Origin of the sequence: Paenibacillus alkalitolerans (assembly GCF_016482785.1) — a bacterium.
GTDB lineage: Bacteria > Bacillota > Bacilli > Paenibacillales > YIM-B00363 > Paenibacillus_AE > Paenibacillus_AE alkalitolerans.
Genome location: NZ_JAEMXM010000011.1, coordinates 156,324 through 179,141, shown reverse-complemented (window position 1 = coordinate 179,141; position 22,818 = coordinate 156,324). Strand labels below are relative to the sequence as shown.

Sequence of the window (22,818 nt, the reverse complement as noted above, 5' to 3'; positions counted from 1 at the left end):
ATTTAAAGCATATAGCGTGAGAAGGAGACGTCGAGGCAGCTCCTTTTTTTTATTGGATAATTTCACAACCCGCCGGATATCCTATTTGGGTAAAAACGGAAGGGGGAATATTGAACTTATGACGATCGAAGAGAAAGCGCAAGAAGGAGACGGCAACCCTAACACGGTTTACGAAGATACAACGGCGCATGAACGGATCGGTTTCCGGCAAAACGATTCCGTCGAATACGGCAGCGACTCTATCCAATACGGAGATGCGCCCGGCGCCAAGAGCGCCATCACGCAGGGCAACAAGAAACAATCGTAAGAAAATGCGGGGGCTGTCCCATCTATGGGAGAGCCCCCGTGACATTTCACCGGGATAGCACGGTCTGTTCTTGTCCGCAGTGGTTCGCATCGATAGCCGATTCCGGCGCTTGCTCCGCCACTCTCAGCCAAGTAAAAAAGGCCCCCGAAGGAGCCAATATCGAATAAGTGCCAAACAGGATTGATGTAATTGATTAGAATAATGCCAATTGGTTCGATTCCGGCAGACCTCGGAAGCAGCCCATGCCGGTCAGCAGCTCGACGATCGTCTTCGACGCCTTCGAACGCTGCTGGAAATCTTCGATGGACAGGAACGGTCCGTCTTCGCGGGACGCTGCGATGTTGCGCGCCGCGTTCTCGCCGATGCCGCCCACCGCGGAGAACGGCGGGATAAGCGACGTGCCGTCGACGATAAACTTCTTCGCATCGGAACGGTACAAGTCGAGCGGCTTGAACGTAAACCCGCGCGCCGTCATCTCGAGCGCCATCTCCAGCGGAGAAATCATGTTCTTCTCTTTCGTCGTCGCGTTGAAGCCTTTTTCTTCGATTTCCTGGATCTTCGCGTTGATGGCGTCGTAGCCTTGCGCAAGCAGCTCCAGGTCGAAGTCGTCCGCGCGTACCGTAAAGTACGTCGCGTAATATTCAATCGGATAATACACTTTGAAGAACGCGGTGCGCACGGCGGAGATGACGTAAGCGGCGGCGTGCGCCTTCGGGAACATGTACTCGATGCGCAAGCAGGAGTCGATGTACCACTTCGGCACTCCGCACTTCTTCATCTCTTCGATCCACTCGTCCGTCAAGCCTTTGCCCTTCCGCACGCTTTCCGTAATCTTGAACGCTAGCGCCGCATCCATGCCGGCCTTATAAATCAAGTACAGCATGATGTCGTCGCGGCAGCCGATAACGGTCTTGATCGAACAGGTGCCGTTCTTGATCAGCTCTTGCGCGTTGCCGAGCCATACGCCGGTGCCGTGGGACAAGCCGGATATTTGCAGCAGGTCGGCGAACGTCTTGGGCTGCGTCTCCTGCAGCATCTGCCGCACGAACTTCGTACCCATCTCCGGCACCCCGTACGTCGCGACCGGCGTGCGGATTTGCTCCGGAGTAACGCCCAACGCCGTCGTCGACGAGAAGATGCTCATCACCTTCGGGTCGTTCATCGGAATCGTCGTCGGGTCGACGCCGGTCAAGTCCTGCAGCATCCGCATCATCGTCGGATCGTCGTGTCCGAGAATATCGAGCTTGAGCAGGTTCGCGTCGAAGGCATGGTAGTCGAAGTGCGTCGTCTTCCAGTCCGCGCTCGTATCGTCGGCCGGATATTGCACCGGCGTAATGTCCTCGACTTCGATGTAGTCAGGTACGACGACGATGCCGCCGGGATGCTGGCCGGTCGACCGCTTCACGCCGGTACAGCCTAGCGCGAGACGGCCCTCTTCCGCGCCGCGCCACTTGACGCCGCGGTCTTCCTCGTATTTCTTCACGAAGCCGTACGCCGTCTTCTCCGCGACCGTGCCGATCGTACCGGCGCGGAACACGCTCTTCTCGCCGAACAGCACTTTCGTGTAATTGTGCGCGTGCGGCTGATATTCGCCCGAGAAGTTCAAGTCGATATCGGGAACTTTATCGCCCTTAAAGCCGAGGAACGTCTCGAACGGGATGTCCTGCCCTTCGCCTTTAAGCGGGGCGCCGCATTTCGGGCAATCCTTGTTCGGCAGGTCGAATCCGCTAGGATACGAGCCGTCGAGAAACCATTCGCTGTGCTTGCAGGATAAACATAAATAGTGCGCCGGCAGCGGGTTAACCTCGGATATGCCGAGAAACGTCGCCACGACGGACGATCCGACGGAGCCCCGCGAACCGACCAAGTAGCCGTCTTCGTTCGACTTCTTTACAAGCCGCGCGGAGATCAAATAGTTGGCGGAGAAGCCGTATTTGATGATCGGCGCCAATTCTTTCTCGAGCCGCGCGGTCACCACTTCCGGCAGCGGTTCGCCGTACAGCCGCCGCGCCGTCTCGTAGCACGTATTGCGGATTTCATCGTCCGCTCCTTCAAAGATCGGCGAGAACAACCCGTTGTCGGTCGGCCCGCCCTTGCTCGGAAACAGCTCGATCTCTTCGAACCGGTCGGCAAGCTTCGCCGTGTTGCTGACGACCACTTCATATGCGAGATCCGAGCCCAAAAACGCGAACTCCTCAAGCATCTCCTTCGTCGTGCGCAGGTGCGCGTCCGGCTTCTTCATGTCCTTGAGCGGACTAAACCCGGTAATGCCGTGAATCGTAATGTCGCGGAACATCTTCTGGCGCGGATGCGCATAGTGCGCGTTTCCGGTGGCGATGACCGGCTTTCCGAGCTTGCGGCCGATGTCGCACACGGTACGGATCGCGGATTGCAGCTGCTCGACGCTTCCGACCAATCCTTTGTCCACCAAGTGCATGTAGAACGTAAGCGGTTGAATCTCAAGCACGTCGTAATACTCCGCCACTCCCTCGGCTTCTTCCGCCGACTTGTTCAGCACCGCTTCGAAAAACTCGCCCTTCTCGCATCCGGATACGATCAACAGCCCTTCACGCAGCTCTTCCAGCTTCGACTTCGGGATACACGCGACGCGGTTGAAATAATCGGTATGAGACCATGAAACCAGCTTGTATAAGTTCTTCTTCCCGACCGCGTTGAGCGCGTAGACGTTGCAGTGGAACGGACGCGCGTTGGATAAATCCGCTCCGACATAATCGTTAAAGGCAGACAGCGTCTTAATGTTGCGGCCGTCCGCTTCTTTGAGCATATGGAACAAAATGTCCCCAAGCGCCTTGGAATCGTCGATCGCCCGGTGGTGATTGTCCAGAGATACTTTAAATTTGTCGGCGAGCGTGTTCAATCGGTGATTTTTCATCGACGGATATAAGAATCTCGCCATCTCGAGCGTATCAAGCACCGGGTTGGCCATTTCCGGCAAGCTGTGCCGCTTGCAAGCGGCCTGCAGGAAGCCCGTATCGAACCTGGCGTTATGCGCGACCATCACCGCGTCGCCGACCCATTCCACGAATTTCGGTATAATGTCGGACTCTTCCGGAGCGTTCTCCACCATCTCGTCCGTAATGTTCGTCAGTTGGGTGATATTGTACGGTATTTTCTCATGCGGGTTAATGAACTCGGCGAACTCTTCGATCACTTTGCCGTCCACCATTTTGACAGCTGCGAGCTCGATGATCCTGTTGTGCACGACCGACAGCCCGGTCGTCTCCACGTCATACACCACATATGTACTTCCGGTAAGCGGACGGTCGTCCGCCTGCATCACGATCGGCACCGAATCGTTCACGACGTTCGCTTCCACGCCGTAGATCATCTTGATGCCGTTCTTCTTCGCGGCTTTCGCCGCTTCGGGGAACGCCTGCACCCCGCCGTGGTCGCTGATCGCGATCGCCTTGTGCCCCCACTTGGCGGCCAGCTTCACGTACTCGTCGATGCCGCTCACCGCGTCCATCGTGCTCATCGTCGTGTGAAGGTGAAATTCGACGCGCTTTTCTTCCGCATCGTCGCGCCGCTCCGGCGGAGCGGGAACCTCGTTCAAGTCCGACACCATCATGACGAGCTCGGGCACCATCATGAATCTGTCGTATTCGATCCGTCCGCGGACGCGCACCCACTTGCCGACCGACAGCAGCTTGAGCGTCTTGACGTCGTCTTTCGTCTTGGCGAAGCACTTGCACTGCAGCGAATCGGTAAAGTCGGTGATCGAGAATTGGAACAGCGTGCTGCCGTTCTTCAATTCCTTCACGTCGAGCTGAAACACGGTGCCTTGAATCGTCGTCTTTCTCTCTTCCTCTTGGATTTGCTGAAGCGGAACGGGCTGATCTTTAATCTCGTATCCGTAAGACAGAACTTCCGCCGGATTGTCCGCCGCAAGGCTCTCGCCTTGCATCGCCGCTTCGGACAGCAGCTCCTGTCTGAAGAAGTTTTCCTCCTCCATGATTCTCGCTTGGAATCTCTCGTACTCCTCGGCCCTGAGAGACTCGGAAACTGCCAGTTTCACGCGGTAATCCCTGGAGAAATACCGGTAGAAATATTGCTTGACGAGCTCCTCGATCCCCTTCTTGCGGGCGAGCTCGAGAGTTGCCGGATCCAACAGCGTGACGGTGACGAGTCCCGGTTCCGCTTCCAGCTTCGCTTTGGCCAACCATCCGTTGACGGAGACGACTTCCTTCTGCGCCCACTCGACGAAGAGCGGCCAGTATTCTGAGATAAGCGCCTCGTCGGTGACGGTATCCGCATATTCCAGCACGAAACTGATGGCTGCGATATGAGAAAACTTATCCACGACCGAACGGCAGAAGGAGCGGTACACGTCGATCGGCACCAGCTTGTTCTTATGCAGGAAAAACTTCCACTCGCTGTTCGTTCTGCTCGTCTCCACCCGGTCGATATATCCGTCGGCAAAAAAAGAATCGATCACGTCGGTCGGTATGCCCGCCTGCTTCATCAGAAGCTCGAATCGATTCCGTTTTTCAGCTACATTGCTCAAAAGGGTCCCTCCCCAAAACTTACTGAATCTTAGAATTAAGCCCTCTTGACTTTACGCTTACTTCATCTATGAGTTTTATGGCGTACCCGCATGGCGCGGGGCCGCGTCCGCCCTTAGTAAGCCCGGGCGAACACGACCGTATGCTTCGCGTCTTTGCCGCATACGAGACATTTGGTTTTGCGTTCTTTCGGCTCGAACGGGATGTTGCGGCTCGTCGCTCCCGTCTCTTCTTTCACGGTGCTTTCGCATTCGCGGGAACCGCACCAGCCGGCCAGGACGAACCCTCTCAGCTTATCGTCGCTCGATTTCAACTCGTCCAGCGTCTCGACGGAGCGGAAGTTCTCTTGCGTGAACGCCAGCGCGCGGTTGTACATCTCTTGATGCACCGCCTCAAGCTGCGCCTTCACTTCTTCCGCGATGTTGTCCAGCGCCACCGCCCGCTTCTCGCCCGTTACGCGAGACACGAGCACGGCTTGTCCGTTCTCGAGATCGCGCGGTCCGAGCTCGATCCGAATCGGGATGCCGCGCATTTCGTACTCGTTGAATTTCCAGCCGGGGCTCACGTCGTTCCGGTCGTCCATCCGGATGCGCACGCCGGCCGCTTTCAAATCGGCGAGCATTTCGCCCGCCTTCGCAAGCACAGGTTCGCGCTTTGCCGGCGGCCCGATCGGAATGAGCACCGCTTGCGTCGGTGCGACCTTCGGCGGAAGGATGAGTCCGCGGTCGTCGCCGTGCACCATAATGAGCGCCCCGATGAGCCGCGTGGACACGCCCCACGATGTGGTGTGAACCAATTGCTGCTTGTTTTCGCGGTCGAGATACTTGATTTCGAACGCCTCCGCGAAATTCGTGCCGAGGTAGTGCGACGTGCCCGCCTGCACGGCTCGTCCGTCGCGCATCATCGCTTCGATCGAGTACGTGTCGACGGCTCCGGCGAATTTCTCGGATTCCGTCTTTTGGCCGGCAATGACCGGGATGGCGAGAACATTTTCGACAAATTCGCGGTACGTCTCGAGCATCAGCATCGTCTCTTTGCGCGCGTCCGCTTCGTCTTCATGGGCCGTATGGCCTTCCTGCCACAGAAACTCGCTTGTCCGCAGGAAAGGCAGCGTGCGCTTCTCCCAACGAACGACGTTCGCCCATTGGTTGATGAGCACGGGCAAGTCGCGGTACGATTGGATCCACTTGGCGTACATATGTCCGATCATCGTCTCGGACGTCGGACGGATGGCGAGACGCTCCTCCAGCTTCTCTCCGCCCGCTTCGGTCACCCACGGCAATTCCGGGTTGAACCCTTCGACGTGCTCCTTCTCTTTCTGGAAGAAGCTTTCCGGGATGAACAGCGGAAAATACGCGTTGCGGTGTCCCGTCGCCTTGAAGCGATCGTCGAGCTGGCGCTGGATGAGCTCCCACAACTCGTAGCCGTCCGGCTTGAACACGATGCAGCCGCGCACCGGCGCATAGTCCATCAAGTCCGCTTTGCGGATCGCGTCGAGATACCATCTTGAGAAATCTTCGCCCTGCGGCGTTATTTCTTTCACAAACTGCTTATCCGTTTCTTTCGACATCAATGATTACCCCCGAAACAGCCGCAAAATATCGTTATATGTTACAGCCACCATGAGCAGCATGAGCATTGCGAATCCGATGAAATGCACAAGGCTTTCCCGGTTCGGATCGATCGGACGCCCCCTTACCGCTTCCAAGCCGAGGAAGATGAGCCGGCTTCCGTCGAGCGCCGGAATCGGCAGCAAATTAAAGATGGCCAAGTACAAGCTTAACATGGCGGCCCACCAAATGTAATACAGAATGCCGGCGTTGGCGAGCTGCATCGTCACTTCCGCGATGCGCAGCGGCCCGCCGAGATCGTCGAGCGTAAATTGGCCCAGAATGAGCTTCTGGAACCCTTGGAAAATCGTAACCGTCGCCGCCCACATCGTATTGAGGCCGTTGGTGACGCCTTCTTGCAACGTTGCGGAACGGGTGAGGGGCATCATACCGACTCCGACGCGAATCACTTGATTGCCTTCGTTGTCGACCGTCTCTTTCGGTGTTATTTCAATACGTACTTGCTCACCGTCGCGGCCGACGATCCACTCCATCGGTTTCCCCGCTGACCGGCTCACTAGCTCTGTAATTTTTGAGCTGTCGGCGCCGATCGTCTGTCCGTTAATGGAGAGGATGACATCGCCTGCTTGCAAACCTGCTTCCTCGGCCGGCTGATCTTTAAACACTTGGTTCACCGCGATGTTTACCGGAATGCCGCTCATGAAAGCGAACCCGATAAACAAGCCGAGAGCGAGCGCGATATTCATTAGCGGACCCGCGAATATCGCCATCGCCCGCTGGCCGACCGTCTTGCTGCCGAACTGGCGGTCCCACGGGGCGATCTGCATTTCGCGGTTGCGTGCTACGATGTTCGCTTGGGGATCGATGCGGTACGTTTCGTCCGATCCGTCCACGTCAAGCGTGACGGTCAGGCGGCGTTCCAGATCGATCGACTTCACTTCGCCGCGCACGGCGTCGATCCGTTCGTCGAGACGGTCCAAGTAAAGAGTCTTCACCTTGTTTCCGCGCACGTCTACGGCGATCGTCTGTCCGGGCTGAACCTGCACGGTTTCCGGATCTTCTCCGGCCATGCGGACATACCCTCCCAGCGGAAGCATGCGAAGCGTATATTTCGTCTCTCCGCGAAGAAACGAAAGCACCTTCGGCCCGAAGCCGATGGCGAACTCGCGCACCAGAATGCCTGCGCGCTTCGCGAAGTAAAAGTGGCCCCATTCGTGTATCGTCACTAACACAAAGAACAGGAGCACCGTAAGGATAATACCTTGCGGCGTCAACTGAGGCGTCATCAAGTCAGCCGTTCCTCCTTATGCGCTTCCGGGCGGCTGTGCCGGCCTCATCATTGAATGGCCGCTTGCCCGAGGCAGTATGTCCTTAGCTTACCATTATTCGTCCGAAGCGTTCAAGAGAACGGAAAAATGCCTATTTTCTCAACTTTTTCGCTTGTTCGCGCGCCCATGCGTCCGCGGCCCATATTTCGTCCAACGTCGTGCCGGCGGTGACTTCATGCTTCGAGAGCGTCTCTTCTACTACAGCTTCGATATCGAGAAACGGCAGCTCCCCTTGAACGAACCGGCCGACGGCCGCTTCGTTCGCGGCGTTGTATACCGCCGGAGCGGTGCCGCCCAATCGGCCGCACTCGAAAGCGAGCCGCAGCATGGGGAACCGTTCGAAATCCATTTCGCGGAAATGCAGCTTTCCGACGGCCGCAAGATCCAACGAACGTGTCGGCGAATGCGGTCTCTCCGGGTATGTAAGGGCATATTGAATCGGTACGCGCATGTCCGGCAGCCCGAGCTGCGCGATCACGCTGCGGTCGTTGAATTCGACGAAGGAGTGGACGATCGACTCGGGGTGAATGAGCACCCGAATGCGGTCGAAACCGATGTTGAAGAGCCAATGCGCTTCAATGACCTCAAGCCCCTTGTTCGCCATCGTGGCCGAATCGATCGTCACCTTCGCTCCCATCGACCAGTTCGGATGCTTCAGCGCATCTTCGAGCGTAACGTCTTTGAGCTCATTGCGCGTACGATCCCGGAAGCTGCCTCCCGACGCGGTGAGCGTAATGGCGGCGACATCCTCCATGCGGCTGCCGTTCAAGCTTTGGAAGACGGCGGAATGCTCGCTGTCGACCGGAATGAGCGGAACGCCCCTCTCGGCCGCACGGCGCGTGACGATATGTCCGGCGGTGACGAGCGTTTCTTTGTTCGCCAAGGCGATGTGCTTGCCGGCGTCGATCGCGGCAAGCGCCGGCTTCAAGCCGGCGCTGCCCACCATTGCGGCGACGACCGTGTCGGCGTCCGTTTCCGCGGCGGCTGCATGCAAGCCGGCGTCTCCCCACATCACGGCAACGCTTTCCGGCACCAGCGGGCGAAGCCGTTCGGCCGCCTCCTTCGTGGCGACCGAAACGACGGACGGGCGAAACGCGCGCGCTTGCTCGGCAAGCAGCTCGACGTTGCCGCCCGCCGCAAGCGCCTCCACGCGGAACCGTTCCGGGTGGTGCGCGACGATATCGAGCGTTTGCGTGCCGATCGATCCGGTGCTGCCGAGTATGGCGATCTTCTTCAAGCCGCATCCTCCCTTGCTTACAGTCAATTGTTTCGCGGACAACCTTCGGTTGCCTCCTTGCTTACATCAATAGTTTCGCGGACAACCTTCGGTTGCCTCCTTGCTTACATCAATAGTTTCGCGGACAACCCTCGGTTGCCTCCTTATCAGTTAGGCAACAGTCCTAATAAATGCACGAACGGAAACACGATAATCCACGAATCCGTGCGGTCTAGAATGCCTCCGTGGCCCGGCAAAATGTTGCCGGTGTCCTTGATGCCCCGGATCCGCTTGTAAGCCGATTGAATCAAATCTCCCAATTGTCCGAGCGCGGATACGATGACGCCGATCACTACCGCTTCATTGACCGATAAAGCGCCCGGATCGATTAGCGAGAAAGCCAAAGCCGTCGCGACGGAAACGACAACGCCGCCGACGGCGCCTTCAATTGTTTTTTTCGGAGAAATGGACGGCCAAAGCAAATGCTTCCCGAACGCCCTGCCCGCGAAATACGCGCCGGCGTCCGTAAGCCAAATGCATCCGAACAGAAGCAGCGTCCAGTACAGTCCGTTATCCAATAACCGCGTATAAATCATATAGTGAAACCCGACGCCTATGTATATGACTCCGATGAACTGAAGCGCGATTTTATCGATGCTTGTCCGGTTTTCCGAAAAGACGGTGATGGCGAAAAACAAAAACATAAGCAGCCACACTACCGACGTATGAGGAGGAACGGGCAGATCCGCAGCAAGCTGCTTCCAGGGAACGGAAAGAAACATGATGCCGGCAAACCCGACGACGGATGACGGTTCCCATGCCTTCGCGCCGTTCAAGCGCATGAACTCGTAATAAGCGATTAGAGCGAGCACGAGAATAAGCAAAGCGAACAAGGCGTCGCCCGCAACCAACATGGAAAGAAAGAACCCAGCGGCAAATAAACCGGTGATGATTCGTTGCTGCATCCGCCTTATCCTCCTTCAAGCTTTATAACTTCCCGTAACGCCGCGCGCGGCCTTGGTACGAACGGATCGCCTCGAAAAAATGTTCCCGCGAAAATTCAGGCCAAAATACATCCGTGAACCATAGTTCGGTGTAAGCGAGCTGCCACAGCATGAAATTGCTGATTCGCACTTCTCCGCTTGTGCGTATAAGCAAATCCGGTTCGGGCAGCCCTTCCGACTGCAAATAAGAATCGAATAATTGCTCTGATATGTCGTCAGGGGTGATTTCACCGTCTCGTATATGTTCGGCCAGCCTGCGAATGCCCAGCAGCAGCTCCCTGCGTCCGCCGTAATTCAACGCAAAGTTCAGAATGAGACCGGTGTTGTCCTTCGTCTCCTCAATCGCCGCTTCAACCGCATCCAAAGAGTGACGGGGCAGCCCTTCTTTGCTCCCCATCATCCGAATGCGAACATTGTTCTTCTTCAATTCGTCGATTTCGAGCGGGAAAAACTCCTGTGGCAGCTTCATGAGAAAATCGACTTCTTCTTTCGGACGCTTCCAATTCTCGGTGGAAAACGCGTACAACGTCAATACTTTGACCCCCAATTCATTGGCGGCCATCGTTATCGTTCTCACATTTTTCATACCGGCCCGATGCCCGGCGATGCGGGGCATGCCTTTGCTTTTGGCCCATCTTCCGTTTCCGTCCATAATAATCGCCACGTGCTGCGGAATGTTCTCGCGGCTATGCGCCGGCATCTCCCGATCCGGATTTTTCGCTCCGAACCAACCGAACAGACGGTTCATGTAAGTTTCCCCCAAACAGATGACGAAAAACCCCCGCATCCGTATGTTTCCGGGGGTTCTTTGCATCAATCATACTTCCATGATTTCTTTTTCTTTGGCAGCCAACACTTTATCCACCTCGGCAACGAAACGGTCGGTCAATTTCTGCACGTCTTCTTGGTGACGCTTCGATTCGTCTTCCGAAATTTGGTCCTTTTCCAATTTCTTTATGTCGTCGTTCGCATCGCGGCGAATGTTGCGGATGGCAACTTTCGCTTCTTCTCCGTATTTCTTCGTCGTCTTCACGAGTTCGGCGCGGCGTTCTTCCGTCAACGCCGGCAAGGAAATTCGGATCGAGGAGCCGTCGTTCGTCGGCGTCAACCCGAGGTCCGATTTCAAAATCCCCTTCTCGATCGCCCCGATGGCGCTCTTGTCCCATGGCTGGATTGTGAGCGTGCGGGAATCGGAAACGTTCACGGATGCAAGCTGGTTAACCGGCGTCGAGGCGCCGTAGTACTCTACTTGAACTCGGTCCAGCAGCGCGGGAGTCGCCCTGCCCGCACGCAGGCCGGCAAGTTCTTTCCTCAGCGCCGCCACCGCTTTCTCCATCCGTTCTTCAGCGTTCTTCTTCACGCTTTGCGGCATACATTACACTCCTTTAACAATCGTGCCGATTTTCTCGCCGAGTACGGCACGTTTGATATTTCCTTGCTCCGAAATGGAAAATACGATTAACGGGATATTGTTGTCCATACATAACGAAGAGGCCGTTGAATCCATTACGCCTAAATTTTTATTCAACATCTCCATATAAGTCAATGTCTCGAACTTTATAGCCGACTTGTCCACGAACGGATCGGCGGAATATACGCCATCCACTTTGTTTTTCGCCATGAGGATGACTTCCGCTTCAATCTCGGCGGCACGCAGCGCTGCGGTCGTATCGGTCGAGAAGTACGGATTGCCGGTGCCGGCGGCGAAGATGACGACTCGTCCTTTCTCCAAGTGCCGGATCGCTCTCCGGCGAATGTACGGCTCGGCAACTTGCTGCATATTGATCGACGTTTGCACGCGAGTCGGCACTTCCAGCGTCTCCAGCGCATCTTGAAGAGCGAGGGAATTCATTACGGTCGCAAGCATTCCCATATAATCCGCGGTTGCCCGGTCGATGCCTTTCGCGCTGCCCGATATGCCGCGCCATATGTTGCCGCCGCCGACGACAACCGCCACTTCTACGCCCAACCGGACGACTTCTTTCACCTGCTCGGCAATGACGGAAATGGTGGCGGCGTCGATTCCGTAACCGATCTGTCCCGCCAACGCTTCTCCGCTTAATTTCAGTACGACCCGCTTGAAAACCGGTTGAGTCAAGTTGTCACACCCTCCATTCGATACTGCGACACACACAAACTGCTTAGTCGTGCAACGGAACTTTCTTCCGTTGCTTTCCTTTCCGACTTTATCGAAAAAGAAGGAACACGTCGTGTTCCCCCTAAATCGTCCTACTGTTATAACATCTAAAGGAGGCGCCCCTTAATCTAGAAGGCATATACGGCAATCTAGAGTTTACTGCTTCACTTGCGCCATAACTTCATCAACGAAGTTGTCTTGCTTCTTCTCCAAGCCTTCCCCAAGCTCGAAACGGACGAAGCGGCGGATCGAGATGTTCTCGCCGATCGTGGAGATCTTCTCGTTCACAAGCTGCTGGACCGTCTTATCCTGATCCTTGATGAATTGCTGCTCAAGCAAGCAATACTCTTCGTAAAATTTACCCATGCGGCCTTCCACCATCTTCTCGACGATGTGCGCCGGCTTGCCTTCGTTTAAAGCTTGAGCCTTCAAGATTTCTTTTTCTTTCTCAAGATCTTCTTGCGGCACTTCCTCGCGGCGGACATATTTCGGGCTTGCCGCGGCGATTTGCATCGCTACGTCGCGAACGAATTCACGGAACGAGTCCGTCTTTGCGACGAAGTCGGTTTCGCAGTTTACTTCAACAAGCACTCCGATGCGTCCGTTAGCATGAATGTAAGATTCAACCAAACCTTCGGTCGCGATCCGGCCCGCTTTATTCGCAGCGGCGGCCAAGCCTTTCTCCCGCAGCAATTCTGAAGCTTTCTGAATATCACCGTTAGCTTCTTCCAAAGCCTTCTTGCAATCCAACATACCTGCGCCTGTCTTTTCGCGCAGTTCTTTAACCAAGCTAGCCGATACAGCACTCATTTGTCAGGTTCCTCCTTATTTGCTCGTTGCTTTAATAACAACGCCTTATGTAGCGTCATATCCAAAAAAAGGGGAGTGACCGGTTATGTCAACCCGCACCCTCCCTTTTGTTGCTTGATCGTTATTACTGCGCGGACAACCTTCGGCCGCCTCTTGCTTCTTCTTATCTTATTCCATTATGCGCTGGTTTGCTCGCCTTGATTCGCTTCGATTACGGCGTCCGCAATCTTTGCAGTGAGCAGCTTGACCGCACGGATCGCGTCGTCGTTGCCGGGAATGACATAATCGATTTCGTCCGGATCGCAGTTCGTGTCAACGATACCGACGATCGGGATGCCAAGCTTGCGCGCTTCCGCAACAGCGATGCGCTCTTTGCGAGGATCGATCACGAACAAAGCGTCCGGCAGACGGCGCATGTTCTTGATGCCGCCGAGGAATTTCTCCAAGCGCTCTTGCTCTTTGCGAAGCAAGATAACTTCTTTCTTCGGCAATACGTCGAACGTTCCGTCTTGTTCCATACGCTCAAGCAGCTTCAAGCGGTCGATCCGCTTTTGGATCGTTTGAAAGTTCGTGAGCGTACCGCCCAACCAGCGTTGATTGATGAAGTACATACCGCAGCGCGCCGCTTCTTCCGACACGGAATCTTGCGCTTGCTTCTTCGTGCCGACGAACAAGATCGTTCCGTTGTTCTCCGCCACCTGCTTCACGAAGTTGTACGCCTCTTCCACTTTCTTGACCGTCTTCTGAAGGTCGATAATGTAAATCCCGTTACGTTCGGTGAAGATGTATTTATCCATTTTCGGATTCCAGCGACGAGTTTGGTGACCAAAGTGTACGCCGGCTTCCAGCAATTGCTTCATGGAAATAACTGCCATCTTCCCGCACCTCCTTTAAAATGGTTTTTCCTCCGCCCGTTCGCGGCTTTCCGAAAGACTGACGCATGTATACGGCAGCACCCTCCCGGAAATTGAACAGGCGTGTGTTTTTTCACACCGACAACTAATATACCACAATTCAAATCGATTGCGCAACAATTACCGCGGACTGGTTAATTCTGCTATAAGGCTTTTCATATCCGGTTTTTCTTCAAATATATAGTACCTGGCCTGCACGCTGTCCGCGAGACTCCGTTTCTCGATTTCATCCACAAATAGGCGCCAATCGCCGACAAGCCCCATCTCAACCAGCATATGAGCGATCGAAGAGACATCCGTTCCGGGACCGATGCTGAACGCATACGACTGCTTCTTTTCGGCGGATTCCTTCTTCAGCGCGTCCTGCACCCGTTGTTCCACCTCATCGGACGTATATACCGGCTCGTCCCGTTTGTACACTTCATATCCGAGCTTTGCTGCCGCTTCTTGCACTTGTTCTATACCGATCGGCGTTTCCGGTTCGTCCGTGTCGCGAAAGGATACTTTCTCCGCTTCGAACACAAGCTGAAGCACAAGCGCGGCTGCGATTAAACCGGTGCCGAGACCGAACAGATACGTTCTATTTCGAAGCATCGGCTTGCTCCTCCCGCTTGGCCAATTGGATAATCAATTGCACTTCGCCTTTATTCGTTCCAAGTTTTTTCGCAATATATTCAATCGATTTTCCGTTGTCGTAAAGACCGAAAATTTCTTTGTAACGCGACCTGACCGTGTCGGCTGCCGGCCGGGCGAGCTGCTCTCCGGTAGTAACCTGCTCCGATACGCGTTCCGCCGCTTCCGCCTGCACCGGCTGCGGCGCCGATGCGGGCGGCGAAGCAAGCAGTGCCGAATTTGTTGTTTGTTGTACCGGCGGCTCCGTCAACATGGCCGTCCTTCGTTCCAGAAACTCGATCCGGTCAAGCAGCGTGGATGTTTTTCGTTCGTGCTCCCGCTTCATCTCTGCGACCATTTGGGCAAATTCCCTGTTTTCCTGTTCCATCTCCTCGACGAATTGCTGGAGCGTACCCTCAACGGTATCCAGCACTTCTTCTCCGGCCATTTTTCGCGGAGCCGCCTTCGGAAGCAAGAACGCATACAGCAAAATGACGACGCCGAGCAGAACTATGACGACCCACGCTTCCAACCTTCGTTCACCTGACCTGTCTGTATTAAAGTGAAATATCGATGTGCTTTCCTTTGTACGGGTGCGCCTGAGGAACGGCTTTGTTTTTCGGCGGTTGTTTGTTGCGCTTCCCCGAGCCCGGTTGGCCGCCGCCTCCTTTGAAACCGTCGCCTTTCACGTTTAGGAACGCCGATTCCTCCACTTCGCCGCTCCTTTGCCTTTCGGCTTCCGCTCGTTTCACTGCATGTTCGGCAAGCGCCGATTGGTCATGCATCGGCTTCTGGTGAAATTGATTTTGTACGTTCGAAGCCTCATTCGTGCGCGGAACCGCGATTTGCATTTCGATGGACTTCAAGCTCATCCGTCATCCCTCCCATAATTACAGTATGCGGGAACAGACCGGTGAAATGTGGGTGCTAGAAATGCGATACGAGCGATATGTCCCCGTCCGAAAGCCGAAAGGAAACGCGAGTCGTCGAATCTTTCACGAAGCGTGTATATCTTCCGATCACGACCTTCGAACCGGCGTACACAGTGCCGACGACATTCACATGCGCCTTCTCGATGTTGTCCAGCGCGGCTTCGATTTCCCAAACTCGCTCCTTTGCGGCCGCCAGCTCCTCATTCGCGTTCCGTTTCGTATGCGATAATTTCGTCCGCATCTCGAGCTTTTCGGGGGTTAGCGATCCCGATGCGGCCAGACCGTCCAAAATGATCAACGCTTTATCCGTCTTTTCGATATTTTCCGCAATCGTTTTGATCGATTGCCTGAGCTGGGTCAATTCGTTGCGCAGCTCCGGCGCCACGCCGACTTCAAGTGCGGTCGGAGTCGACATCGTGTTGCCCACCGTGCGGACTTCGATTTTTTCTCCCGCTTGTATGAGCCCTCCGACGATCAATCCTTTGGCGCCTTTGCATATTACGCTTCTTCCCGCGCTCACTTGGGAATGCATAATGCTTTGGCTGACGATCACGTCTTCGCCTGCTGCAATAATACCCTCCTGAATAAATGAACTCTTCACATTGCGGCCGGCCTTGACGCGCCCTTTGTTCGCGGCCATAATGCCGGCGCTTATATCGATCGAGCCTTCAGCCTCCAATTCGGCCCCCTCAACACCTCCGGTAACGCGTATGTCTCCGGCCGCTTTGACGCGAAACCCGGTCAACACGTTGCCGCGAATAACGACCGTGCCGATAAAATCGATATTTCCGGTGTGATAATCAACGTCGCCGTTCACTTCGTACACGGGAAATACGTTGATTTTATTGCGTTCCGTCAACGTGATGAGGCCGTCGATGACCGCATATAGCCGGCTGCGCTCGGGATCGGTTACGACGTTTTTGCCAAGAGCGAATCTTGCCTCTTTCCCGTCCTTCGCCATCACCGTTTCCCCGAGCACGTTCATTCCGGGAACGCCTTTCGTTGCCGGCAATCTTTCGGCAATGAGCTGACCCTTCGATACGTTATTCAACCGCCTGATTTCCCGGTAATCCACTTTGCCGTCTTCCATGACCGCCGGTCCGGAATCTTCGTTGTCCAAATCGAATAAGAAGCGGATCGATCCGTTTTCTCCGTTTTGCGGCGGCTTTCCTTGCGCGACTTTTACATTAGAAGCAAAAAAAGATTTCGGTGCGCCCGCCAAATTCGCTAAAACTTCAGAAATGAGGCCGAACACGATTCCGTTGGCTTTCAGCAGCCTCTCCAAGCCTTCAACGGAAAATCGCGTATTGTCATCGGCTTCCATCACTTGAAGATAGGCTGACATCTTATCTTCCGACAACGATAACGCAACCGACGATTCGGGCGATCCGGCATATTCGGCTGTCATAACCCAACTCTCCCTTCAGTCTCAAGCATTACTCTTGCATCAAGTAATGCTTGTTTCGGCCTAAGCTTCCGCGGAGCCGCAATATCGCCTTGGAATGCAACTGCGAGATTCTGGAAGGTGAGAGCGACATTACCTCTGCAATTTCGCTTAAGGACAATTCTTCGTAATAAAATAACGATATAACCGTTCGCTCCTTGTCCGTAAGCTTTTCGATCGCTTTAGCCAAACTTTCTTTCACGAAAATATTCCTGACGCTCTCTTCCGGTTTAACCGCGCGATCGTCGACGAGCAGCGAAGCTCTCGTTTCCGTTTCTTCTTCCCGAATCGGATCTTCCAAAGAACAGATGGACGTTACGGAAACCTCTTGAACCATATGATGAAAATCTTGTTCCGGCACATTCAAATATGAGCTTATTTCCGAATCGGTCACGGAACGCAAATATTGCTGCTCTAACTTCTGGTAGGCGTCCTCTATGCGCTTCGCCTTTTCGCGTACGGAACGCGGAACCCAATCCGCCTGCCTCATGCCGTCAATAATACTGCCTCTAATGCGCCAAGACGCATACGTTTCGAATTGCAGACCTCTTTGGTAATCAAACTTTTCAACGGCGTCGATTAACCCCATTATACCATAGCTGGTTAAATCTTCTTTCGCTACACTTCTCGGCAAACCGATAGCCAGCCGGGAAGTAACGAAATCGACCAATCCCGTATATATCTCAATGATCCGCTTCTTCGCTTCGGGATCGCCGTCTTCTTTCCATCGGCGCCAAAGCGGCGACGTTTCATTCGACACGGATGCGGAGGAGGAAAGTTCCACGTTCGTAACACCGTCCTTACTTTTCCGACATATGCCTTACGGCTTTCGCAAGATGCTCCGGGTCGAGCTTATTCACACTTGCAAGCTTTGGAGGATCCAGCGCAGAGAAGCTTGCTTGGAGATCGTCATCCGGAGTCGACAAATCGATGGTGCCGCCTGCTGCGGTGTCTTCGTGCCGCTCTCCGGCGGAAGCTTGCGCTTCGGAGCCGGAAGCTTTCCTTTCGCCGTTAGCGGCAAGATACAGCAGCCATCGGACCGCGAAAGTTACGGCAAACAGGATGAAAAAGCTGTACATCGCACGGAAACCGGCCGTAGAAAGCGGATTGCCCGAGAACGATAAAAGAAATATGAGTGCGGCGCCCGATAAACCGGCGATAATGTTCCAAAGAATCGTTCCGATCATAGACTACAATTCCTTATCTCCGTATTGAACGCTGCGTATATACAGCTTTCCTGTATCGCATTGAAACTCGATCGTTCGTCCATAGTTCCCGCCCGTATCTTCCGCCTTCACAGGAATGTTAAGCTGTTTCAGACTGAACTTACAGGATTCTACGTTGCGCGGTCCGATCCTCAACGTGTCGCCGCCGGCGGAGGTGAACATGAACATCTGGGCGCCTCCGGCAAGCTTCGCCTCCAGTCTGGACATTTTCGCGCCTTGCGCCAATAACAATCGAACCATCTCCGGTATTGCGGTATCCGCATACTTCGCAATATTGATGTTCCCTTCGCGGGCGATTTCCGAATAGGGGAGCATCACATGGGCCATGCCGGCGACTTTCGCCACGGGATCGAATAAGGTGACCCCGACACAGGAGCCCAAACCGGTCGTCCGCAAGCAATGCCCTTGGCGCGCGACGTTGAGGTCCGCCATGCCCACTTTTATAACGGTATTGCAATTCATTCGGCCACCCCTAAGGCGCGAAAGATAATAGCGTAAGATTCGGGGTCCGGGATGAGAAAGAAATTTCCGTCGACTTGGTCGCCGTCTTCGAGAAATGCGGTTTCAATCAACAGCGCATGATCTCCCATCTGACCGTATTGCAGCAGACCGTACGCAAGTATCGCGCCGGCCATATCGACGGCGAGCGACGGAACGCTTGGGGACATTCGCAATCTCGTAAAGTCTCCCAAAGAAGATAAATACGAGCCGGCGAGAATATTGCCGATTTCCGAAAGCGCCGATATTTCCATCTCGGAAAACATCGAGTCCCCGGAACTGCCGTTGGGCGATACTCTGGAAAGAAGCCGCCTTGCGGATTCGGCGGTAACGATAAAAAACATATTTCCCGGCGCATCGCCCTCCACCCGGAGGAAGACGGCGACAACGACCGCCTCCGATCCGCCGACCCGGTCCGCAATTTCATCGAAAGGCACGAAATTGACGCGAGGTATCAGCATATCCACCGGCTTTTGAAGCAAGCTTGACAATGCGGTTGCCGCGTGCCCCGCGCCAATGTTGCCTACTTCTTTCAATACATCCAATTGGTAGTCTCCGAGTCGACCGATATGGCTCAATGTGATTCCGTCCCTATTTGCTCTAGTTGTAATAATTCGCTCTTATTCAATACTTCGGTCAAATTCAGCAGCACCAGCAGCCGGTCTTGTCCGACACGGGCTACGCCGCGCAAATATTTCGCGCGGACGCCGCCGACAATTTCCGGAGGAGCTTCAATCGTGTCCGAATCGATATCGGTCACGTCGTTCGCGCCGTCTACGATAAACCCGATATCCATATCTCCCGCGGATATCATAACGATCCTCGTATTTTCGGAGATTTCGGATTCGGGCAATCCGAACCGTCCGGCAAGGTGTATGACAGGGACGACGACACCGCGCAAATTGACGACGCCTTTAACGAAATCCGGCGTTTTCGGAACCCGGGTCAACGGCAGCATGCGTTCGATCGTTTTCACATGCTCCACCTCGATACCGTACTCCTCCGAGCCTAACGAGAACACAATAACCTTCAACTCTGCGCCCATAGGACAATCCTCCCTGCTTCAAAATGTTATTGTCTTTATTTAATGATGGCGTTCGGGTCGAGAATTAACGCGACTTGGCCGTCTCCCAAGATGGTTGCTCCGGAAACCGCGAACACTTTCGATAAATATTTCCCGAGAGTTTTAAGGACGATCTCTTGTTGGCCGATCAATTCGTCCACCATCAATGCCGCCATTTTGTCGCCTTTGCGAATGATGACGACTTCCGTCTCCTGCTCTCCTTCTTCGCTGTAACCGGTGACGTCCAGCAGACGGCTTAAACTTACAAGCGGAATGACCGAATTGCGGAAGCTGAACATTTTCATACCGTGAACGCTTCGCGTCATTTCAGGAGTGACGATGGCCGTCTCCACAATGCTGGATAGCGGGATCGCATACTTTTCGGAACCGAGCTTCACCATCATCGCCGATATTATGGATAAGGTGAGCGGCAGTTGAATCGAGAATTTGGTGCCGGCGCCTAACTGCGACGTCACTTGCACGTTTCCGCCAAGCGACACGATCTTCGACTTGACCACGTCCAAACCGACGCCGCGGCCGGATATGTCCGAAATGACCTCTGCCGTGCTAAAGCCGGATGCGAACAGAAGCTGATACACTTCCTCATCTGTCATCCGTTCTCCATCATCGGCCGTAATGATCCCGTTATTCACGGCTTTATTGAGAATGACCGTACGGTTAATGCCTTTGCCGTCGTCTTCGATCTCGATGAAAACATGGTTGCCGCTATGGAACGCCCGCAGATGGACGGTCCCCGTCTCGGGCTTACCGGATTTCAACCTGTCGGCAACCGGTTCGACTCCATGGTCGATGGAGTTGCGCAGCAGGTGAACAAGCGGGTCGCCGATCTCGTCGATCACGGTGCGGTCCAATTCGGTCTCTGCCCCTGTAATGACGAAATCCACTTTCTTGTCCAGCGTCTTGGCAAGGTCCCGCACCATTCGCGGAAACCGGTTAAACACGGAGTCGATCGGCGTCATGCGAAGCTTCATCACGATGTTTTGCAAGTCGGCGCCTACGCGGCTCATATGCTCGACCGTTTCGGTCAATTCGCCGCGTTTGATTTCGCTTGCCAGCTGCTCCAATCGCACCCGGTCGATGAGCAGTTCGCTGAACAGGTTCATTAACGCATCCAACCGGTCGATATCGACGCGGATCGTTCGCGAAGCTTGTGCGGCGGCATTCTTTCCGGCGGCGGACGAAGATGGGGCGGACGGTTTGCGCGCTGCGGCTTCTCCCGACTCTTGGACGGATTTCGGTTTTGCGTCGGCGACCGGTCCCGTTCGCTCGCTTTGAGCAAGCTCCTGCAATGAACCGGCGTCAAGGAGCATTACCGCAACGCTCTCTACTTCGGAGACACCGGAGACGGCGGCGCTGATTTCCTCTTGGCCGGCCTTGGTTATGTATATCAATGAGAAATGAAAGTCGAATTTATCGGCCTCTATGTCTTCAACGGACGGATTCGACCGGATGATTTCTCCGATGCTCTCCAACGTGTTGAACACCATATATGCGCGAACCGCTTTTAAGATACAATCCTTTCGGATTCGAACTTGAAGGAAATATCCTTGATGTCCCGACTCCATCGATTGCCGTATGACGGACAGCTGGAACTCGTCGAGAGCGATGCCGCTTTCCGACGCGCCTGACGATGACGCTGCCGCCTGTCCCGGTGCCTGCAACGCGCCAGTGCCGTTGCCGGACATATATTGTCCGGATACGATCCGTTTCAAATCCGCGACGATTGACGCGACGTCGGCCTTCCCCGAACCGCCTTCGACAATATCGCCGACCATCGCCTCCAAAGCATCCAAGCTTTGAAAGATAACGTCAAAAATATGTTCGTCCATCGATAATTTCCTGTTACGGACGGCGTCCAGCACATTCTCCATCTCATGCGTAAGAGAAGCGATATCCTCATACCCCATCGTAGCGGACATCCCTTTGAGCGTATGGGCGGAACGGAACATATTTTGTACGATGCCGATATTGTCGGGAGCACTCTCAAGGGCAAGCATGTTATCGTTCATCGCCTGCAGATGTTCACGCGATTCATCGATAAACATTGACAAGTACTGATTAGTTTCCACTCTCACACCTCCTCGAAATCATTCGCGGCTTTGAGCAGCCGGTCCGGTATCCGGTCCAGCGGGACGACGGCTTTCGCGCATCCCATCTCCACCGCCGCGCGCGGCATACCATATACAACGCATGTGCTTTGATCTTCGGCGATCGTATTTGTCACGCCGCTGTCGCGGAGCAGCTTCATTGCGCGCGCGCCGTCGCTGCCCATGCCGGTCATGATCACGGCCGTTCGCTCAAACTCGGCAAGCGGCGCGATCGATTCAAACAACACATCCACCGACGGCCGGTGGCCGTTTCGCAGCGGCTCGCCGGACAGCCTGATCGTCAACCGCTCCATCTCCCGCACCACCTTCATGTGCCGGCCGCCTGGAGCGATGTAAGCGGTGCCGGGTTCAAGCCGCATCCCGTCCTCCGCCTCCCGAACTTGAATCTCGCAAAGAGAATCCAACCGCTGTGCGAGCGATTTCGTAAATCCGGGCGGCATATGCTGAACGATTGCAATCGGGAACGGGTAGTCCGACGGGAGCTGAGTCAGCACGAGCTGGAGCGCCTTCGGTCCGCCTGTCGACGTTCCGATCGCTACCAACCCCCGTCTTGCCGTCGGTTCTCCCATACCGCCCGGCCTGCGAGCGACGGTTTTATCCGGCGGCTTCCCGGCGTCCGCACGCATGGCGCGCTGCGGGAGGACTGTCCGTCTTGCGGCAGCCGAGCCGCTTGCAGCGGCGGCGTGCAGCTTTTCCAGTAAGTCCTCCTTCACGAGATGCAAATCCAAAGAGATGGATCCCGACGGTTTCTGAACGAAATCGAATGCGCCGATTTCCAGCGCCCTCATCGTCTGTGACGCGCCTTGCTTCGTAAGAGTGCTTAACATGATGACCGGTGTCGGATGATCCCGCATAATGGCGTCCAACGCTTCCAACCCGTTCATTTCCGGCATCTCCACATCCAGCGTAACGGCGTCCGGCCGAAGCCGCATCACGCTTTCAACGGCTTCCCGGCCGTTGCGCACAGCCGCGACCACCGTAAATCTCGAATCTTCCGCTATCAAGTCGGTTATAAACTTTCTCATGAAAGCGGAGTCGTCTACCACCAACACTCGATAAGGCGGCATGAACGCACCTCCTCGGGAATTTCCTTACCTTGCCGGC

General features: G+C 54.9%; 22 protein-coding genes. 1 reads left to right on the top strand and 21 read right to left on the bottom strand.

Annotated features, from left to right (window positions below; translation table 11 throughout):
- Positions 1-118: 118 nt before the first annotated feature.
- Positions 119-307, top strand: a complete 189-nt coding sequence (locus tag JET16_RS17845; RefSeq protein ID WP_199618030.1) for a hypothetical protein — start codon at positions 119-121, stop codon at positions 305-307.
- Positions 308-500: 193 nt separating this feature from the next.
- On the opposite strand, the gene JET16_RS17840 is transcribed toward JET16_RS17845, so the two are convergent.
- From JET16_RS17840 to JET16_RS17740, 21 genes are all read right to left on the bottom strand, one after another.
- Positions 501-4,832: a PolC-type DNA polymerase III gene (locus JET16_RS17840; protein ID WP_199618028.1), complete on the bottom strand. Its 4,332-nt coding sequence runs from the start codon at positions 4,830-4,832 to the stop codon at positions 501-503.
- A gap of 113 nt (positions 4,833-4,945) precedes the next feature.
- Positions 4,946-6,400 (bottom strand): proline--tRNA ligase, encoded by a 1,455-nt coding sequence (proS, locus tag JET16_RS17835; protein WP_199618026.1) that lies wholly within the window; start codon positions 6,398-6,400, stop codon positions 4,946-4,948.
- A 6-nt stretch (positions 6,401-6,406) separates the two neighbouring features.
- Positions 6,407-7,687, bottom strand: coding sequence for an RIP metalloprotease RseP (rseP, locus tag JET16_RS17830; RefSeq protein WP_199618079.1), 1,281 nt, complete (start codon positions 7,685-7,687; stop codon positions 6,407-6,409).
- Between the two features lie 133 nt (positions 7,688-7,820).
- Positions 7,821-8,966 carry a 1-deoxy-D-xylulose-5-phosphate reductoisomerase gene (locus JET16_RS17825; RefSeq protein ID WP_199618077.1) on the bottom strand — a complete coding sequence of 382 codons (1,146 nt, stop codon included), beginning with the start codon at positions 8,964-8,966 and terminating at the stop codon, positions 7,821-7,823.
- 146 nt (positions 8,967-9,112) lie between these two features.
- A complete protein-coding gene (locus JET16_RS17820; RefSeq protein ID WP_199618024.1) occupies positions 9,113-9,910 on the bottom strand; it encodes a phosphatidate cytidylyltransferase in 798 nt (265 codons plus the stop codon).
- Between the two features lie 22 nt (positions 9,911-9,932).
- Positions 9,933-10,697: an isoprenyl transferase gene (locus JET16_RS17815; RefSeq protein ID WP_199618022.1), complete on the bottom strand. Its 765-nt coding sequence runs from the start codon at positions 10,695-10,697 to the stop codon at positions 9,933-9,935.
- A gap of 69 nt (positions 10,698-10,766) precedes the next feature.
- Entirely contained in the window at positions 10,767-11,321 is a 555-nt protein-coding gene (gene frr, locus JET16_RS17810) for a ribosome recycling factor (protein ID WP_199618020.1), read from the bottom strand.
- Between the two features lie 3 nt (positions 11,322-11,324).
- Positions 11,325-12,047 carry a UMP kinase gene (gene pyrH, locus JET16_RS17805; protein ID WP_199618018.1) on the bottom strand — a complete coding sequence of 241 codons (723 nt, stop codon included), beginning with the start codon at positions 12,045-12,047 and terminating at the stop codon, positions 11,325-11,327.
- A gap of 195 nt (positions 12,048-12,242) precedes the next feature.
- Positions 12,243-12,896: a translation elongation factor Ts gene (gene tsf, locus JET16_RS17800; RefSeq protein WP_199618016.1), complete on the bottom strand. Its 654-nt coding sequence runs from the start codon at positions 12,894-12,896 to the stop codon at positions 12,243-12,245.
- Positions 12,897-13,072: 176 nt separating this feature from the next.
- On the bottom strand, positions 13,073-13,771 hold the full coding sequence (rpsB, locus tag JET16_RS17795) for a 30S ribosomal protein S2 (protein ID WP_199618014.1): 699 nt from the start codon (positions 13,769-13,771) through the stop codon (positions 13,073-13,075).
- Positions 13,772-13,930: 159 nt separating this feature from the next.
- Entirely contained in the window at positions 13,931-14,404 is a 474-nt protein-coding gene (locus JET16_RS17790; protein ID WP_199618012.1) for a hypothetical protein, read from the bottom strand.
- Entirely contained in the window at positions 14,391-14,954 is a 564-nt protein-coding gene (locus JET16_RS17785) for a DUF6115 domain-containing protein (RefSeq protein WP_199618010.1), read from the bottom strand. Before JET16_RS17785 ends, JET16_RS17790 begins: the two co-directional genes overlap by 14 nt.
- A gap of 25 nt (positions 14,955-14,979) precedes the next feature.
- Entirely contained in the window at positions 14,980-15,294 is a 315-nt protein-coding gene (locus tag JET16_RS17780; RefSeq protein ID WP_199618008.1) for a hypothetical protein, read from the bottom strand.
- A 55-nt stretch (positions 15,295-15,349) separates the two neighbouring features.
- A complete protein-coding gene (locus JET16_RS17775) occupies positions 15,350-16,762 on the bottom strand; it encodes a DUF342 domain-containing protein (protein ID WP_199618006.1) in 1,413 nt (470 codons plus the stop codon).
- Between the two features lie 28 nt (positions 16,763-16,790).
- Positions 16,791-17,582, bottom strand: coding sequence for a FliA/WhiG family RNA polymerase sigma factor (locus tag JET16_RS17770; RefSeq protein WP_199618004.1), 792 nt, complete (start codon positions 17,580-17,582; stop codon positions 16,791-16,793).
- 16 nt (positions 17,583-17,598) lie between these two features.
- On the bottom strand, positions 17,599-17,985 hold the full coding sequence (locus JET16_RS17765; RefSeq protein WP_199618002.1) for a hypothetical protein: 387 nt from the start codon (positions 17,983-17,985) through the stop codon (positions 17,599-17,601).
- A gap of 3 nt (positions 17,986-17,988) precedes the next feature.
- The gene (locus JET16_RS17760; protein ID WP_199618000.1) at positions 17,989-18,486 is read right to left on the bottom strand and encodes a chemotaxis protein CheD; all 498 of its coding nucleotides are present in this window, start codon (positions 18,484-18,486) and stop codon (positions 17,989-17,991) included.
- Entirely contained in the window at positions 18,483-19,100 is a 618-nt protein-coding gene (locus tag JET16_RS17755) for a chemotaxis protein CheC (RefSeq protein ID WP_199617998.1), read from the bottom strand. The genes JET16_RS17760 and JET16_RS17755 overlap by 4 nt, the downstream gene beginning before the upstream one ends.
- Entirely contained in the window at positions 19,097-19,567 is a 471-nt protein-coding gene (locus tag JET16_RS17750) for a chemotaxis protein CheW (RefSeq protein WP_199617996.1), read from the bottom strand. The genes JET16_RS17755 and JET16_RS17750 overlap by 4 nt, the downstream gene beginning before the upstream one ends.
- Positions 19,568-19,602: 35 nt before the next feature.
- Positions 19,603-21,675, bottom strand: coding sequence for a chemotaxis protein CheW (locus JET16_RS17745; RefSeq protein WP_199617994.1), 2,073 nt, complete (start codon positions 21,673-21,675; stop codon positions 19,603-19,605).
- A gap of 2 nt (positions 21,676-21,677) precedes the next feature.
- Positions 21,678-22,781 carry a protein-glutamate methylesterase/protein-glutamine glutaminase gene (locus JET16_RS17740; RefSeq protein ID WP_199617992.1) on the bottom strand — a complete coding sequence of 368 codons (1,104 nt, stop codon included), beginning with the start codon at positions 22,779-22,781 and terminating at the stop codon, positions 21,678-21,680.
- Positions 22,782-22,818 lie beyond the last annotated feature (37 nt).